We start from the raw sequence: 3,883 nt of genomic DNA, 5'->3' as shown, positions 1-3,883 counted from the left end.
GGGAATGAAAAGGCTGACACCGATTAAAGTAATAAAGGCAATCACGGCAGAAAACTCAAAACCAGATTTCCAACCAAATTGCTGACCAAGCCAAGTTGCAATAGGAACCCCAATCACATTTGCAAGGGTGAGTCCCATCATGACTTGTGCAATCGCAGTTGCTCTACGTTGTTTTCCTGCCAATTCGGCTGCAACTAATGCGGCTACACCAAAATAAGCACCATGAGGAAAGCCTGCAATAAAACGCGATATCAGCATAGCTTCAGATGTTGTTGCGAAGGCAGTGGCGGCATTGGCTAAACCATAAAATAACATCAAGCTGAGTAATAGCGTTTTACGCGGTACTTTAGCTCCTAAAATTGCAATAATCGGTGCGCCAACCATAACACCAAGCGCATAGGCGCTAATGAAATAGCCTGCATGTGGAACACTGACATTTAAATCAGTAGCGATTTCTTGAATCAACCCCATAGCAACAAATTCAGTCGTTCCAATACAGAAACTACCAACTGCTAAGGAGAAAATCACTAGAAAAAGAGAGAAATTAGGTTGAGGAGATAAATTTAACAACTGTTTTAATCAGAACATAGAGAGATCTAAATTATAACCATCAAGATACTTTAGATCTTAAGCTTATCGTATTGATTGTGCATATTTATCAGATTTCGTAGAGCCTTTTGGCTATACCTTGGCAATTCATAGAAGTAAAAAGATGGCTGATTACAGAGAACTACTTAAAACTAATTTTTCGACGAATCTGTATTTTATTCCAGCTTATAGGCCTGAGTTAAATCGAATCGAGATGGTATGGAAGCAAATGAAATATGATTGGCGAGATTTTCAAGTCATGACAGCTGATAAAATAGAGCAATGAGTGGAGAAAGTATCAAAACAATTCGGAAAAGAATACATGTTTACTTTTTGATGACAACCTATAATCAGTAAATCAATAAAAGAAGAATGGGTATTGAGCATGTATTTGGCAGCCTGAAAACCTTCAAGATCCCTTGCCGAACGTTATCGAAATAGAGGCAAAAGACTCGGTTTGAGATTCAATTTAATTGCTGGAATCTATAACTTGGAGCTGAGTAAAAGATGATTTATGAAATAAGTCTATTATAAAAAAGTTTTAATTATTTATGTCAAATCATAAAAGTAGAAATAGTCGCAACTACTTCTACTTTAATTAGAGGATGTATCAGGCTTAATGAGGTGGTAGCAACATAATAACTGCTTGATTCAGTAACAATACGATATCTTCTAAAATATCCGTATGATTAAATTCTTCATCAAATGTTAAGCTTTCACCATCTGCAATTTGTTTCAGTTGTGCTTGGAAAGATTGAGAAATACAGATATTTTCCCCATTTGCCCAAAAGTCTAATAATTGATCTTGTTGTCTATAGAGCAATCTTGATGCAGGTTCTAGAATAAGTTGATAGCCGCCATTGATAACTTCAAGTAAATCATCTACCACAATTTCTTCTGGCTCAGGAATACTATTGGGATATTTAGACTCACTCATGTATGCCATGATCGCAGCATCAAATTCTGGTGCTTGAGTGAGATAATCAAGTAATTGAGTCTTGAGATAAGAAAATTCGGAATTATTTATCTCTCCAATAGCATTTGTTTTTATGCGAGTAATATCCACGAGAGGATTTGTTAAGACTGAGTTTTTTGCGAATTGTTCACTGAGTCGATCTGTCATTTCAGCTAAATTTGGCATACGGAAGCCAAATGAGAAAGTTAAACAATCATCCTCGGCAACGCCATAATGAGCAAGACCAGGTGGTACATATAATAGATCGCCAGGTGCAAGTACCTCATCAAAATTTACACTCATTTGAGAAAGGAGTTTTAATGGTTGATCTGCAACAAACTCTGTTGATTCATCACACATTTGACCGAGTTGCCAACGGCGATGACCATGCCCTTGTACAAGGAATACATCATAGAAATCGAAGTGCTTACCAACAGAGCCACCTTTAGGTGCATAAGAGACCATGATGTCATCGCGGCGCCATTGAGGAATAAATGGAAATTTTTTCCAGAGCTCAGCAATATCAAAAGAATAATGGTCCACCGCTTGAACCAGGATAGTCCAAAGATTCGGTAACTTTTGGAAATCGCCTTTAGTGAGTGGTGATGATTTTACATGCCATTCATTTGGATTTTTATTTTTTTGACGAATCAAGCGAGCACTGACATCTTCTTCTAGCGCTAGTTCCTTGACATCTTCGGGTTCTAATAAACCCATAATTTCAGGCATTGCATTGCGAACTAACAATGGTTTTTTTTGCCAATATTCATTCAAGAATTGTTCTGCGGTAATACCGCCGAGTACCGCTAAGGATTCAGACATGTCAAAGAGACCAGCAACTTAAAAATTATGGTGTATTCTCTATTGAGTTGAATATCGGTGCAAGTCTTGTGATGATTGTAAGTAAATCTATAAGAAATTCGGTTTAAAAGCTTCAGAAAGTATTTAATCTTGATCAATTAGAAGTGGACTCGTTCACAGCCTTTCAAAAAAACAGTATGCTTAAGATGCAGAAAGGAGCATACATGTATCAAGTACTGGCAAGAAAATACCGTCCTCGTAATTTCAATGAGTTAGTTGGGCAAAACCATGTTTCTCGTGCTTTAACCAGCGCATTAGAACGTGGGCGTTTGCATCATGCTTATTTGTTTACAGGAACGCGCGGTGTCGGGAAAACCACGATTGCCCGTATTTTAGCCAAGTGTTTGAACTGCGAGACAGGGGTCACTTCAACGCCGTGTGAAGTTTGTGCAACTTGTAAGGCGGTCAATGAAGGTCGTTTTATTGATTTAATTGAAATCGATGCGGCATCACGGACCAAGGTTGAAGATACCCGCGAGTTACTCGACAATGTGCCTTATGCGCCGACGCAGGGTCGCTTCAAGGTCTATCTGATCGATGAAGTGCATATGCTTTCAACGCATTCATTTAATGCCTTGCTCAAAACTCTGGAAGAACCACCAGAGCATGTGAAGTTCCTCTTTGCAACGACAGATCCACAGAAATTGCCGATCACCGTCATCTCGCGCTGTTTGCAATTTACGTTACGTCCTTTGGCTGTTGATGAAATTACGGAACATTTGACAGCAATTTTAAATAAAGAGCATATCGAAGCCGATCAAGATGCGATTTGGCAAATTGCAGAATCTGCACAAGGTTCATTACGTGATGCCTTGTCTTTAACAGACCAAGCAATTGCTTATGGTCAAGGTGCAGTCCATCATCAAGATGTTAAAGATATGCTCGGTTTGATTGACCGAACCATTATTTATGACCTGATTCTTGCTATTCATCACAATCAGCAAGCACGGGTAAGTCAGCTCCTTCTACAATTTAGACAGCAAGCTTTAGATGTGTCCTTGGTTTTAGACCAATTGGTTTCTACCTTGCATGAATTGGCGTTGTTGCAATATTTACCTGATCTTGCACTGAAATATAGTGAAGAAATTAACCAGAAGATTCTACAATTGTCGAAACTCATTTCTGCCCAAGATTTGCAGTTGTATTATCAAATTGCCTGTAAAGGTCGAGCTGAGTTGCAACTTGCGGTGACGCAAGAGCAAGGCTTTGAAATGACGGTGTTGCGTTTACTGGCGTTTAGACCGTTGAATTTGAATGAAGTTATCGTAACTGCAACACCTGTTACGCAAATTACAGCGCCTGAAGCGCATCAGCCTGTACAGGATTCAAGTACAGAAAATCAGTTTGCATTTCAGCAAGAAGCGGTTAGCGTTGAACCTGAACCTGAACCTGAACCTGAACCTGAACCTGAACCTGAACCTGAACCTGAACCTGAACCTGAACCTGAACCTGAACCTGAACCTGAACCTGAACCTGAAC

3 protein-coding genes and 2 pseudogenes are annotated in these 3,883 nt (G+C 39.3%); 3 read left to right on the top strand and 2 right to left on the bottom strand.

Annotation, left to right across the window (positions count from 1 at the left end):
• Positions 1-570, bottom strand: a 570-nt coding sequence (locus M5121_RS15570) for an MFS transporter (protein WP_249571674.1), incomplete at its 3' end; no start/stop codon positions are given.
• Positions 571-691: 121 nt separating this feature from the next.
• Between M5121_RS15570 and M5121_RS15565 the strand changes: the two are divergent.
• Positions 692-874, top strand: a pseudogene (locus tag M5121_RS15565) (transposase); the annotation flags it as partial.
• Positions 875-969: 95 nt separating this feature from the next.
• Positions 970-1,099: pseudogene (locus M5121_RS15560) on the top strand (IS5/IS1182 family transposase); the annotation flags it as partial.
• 105 nt (positions 1,100-1,204) lie between these two features.
• On the opposite strand, the gene M5121_RS15555 reads toward M5121_RS15560, so the two are convergent.
• Positions 1,205-2,365 (bottom strand): ribosomal protein uL16 3-hydroxylase, encoded by a 1,161-nt coding sequence (locus M5121_RS15555; RefSeq protein ID WP_087547799.1) that lies wholly within the window; start codon positions 2,363-2,365, stop codon positions 1,205-1,207.
• Between the two features lie 203 nt (positions 2,366-2,568).
• On the opposite strand from M5121_RS15555, the gene dnaX reads away from it, so the two are divergent.
• Positions 2,569-3,883: DNA polymerase III subunit gamma/tau (gene dnaX, locus M5121_RS15550; RefSeq protein ID WP_249571673.1), on the top strand; the 1,315-nt coding region annotated here is incomplete at its 3' end.

The sequence above is a fragment of the Acinetobacter sp. ANC5681 genome, assembly GCF_023488045.1.
In the GTDB taxonomy this organism is placed as follows: Bacteria; Pseudomonadota; Gammaproteobacteria; order Pseudomonadales; family Moraxellaceae; genus Acinetobacter.
The sequence above is the reverse complement of the archived record's forward strand: the minus strand, read 5'-3'. Positions and strand labels throughout refer to the sequence as shown.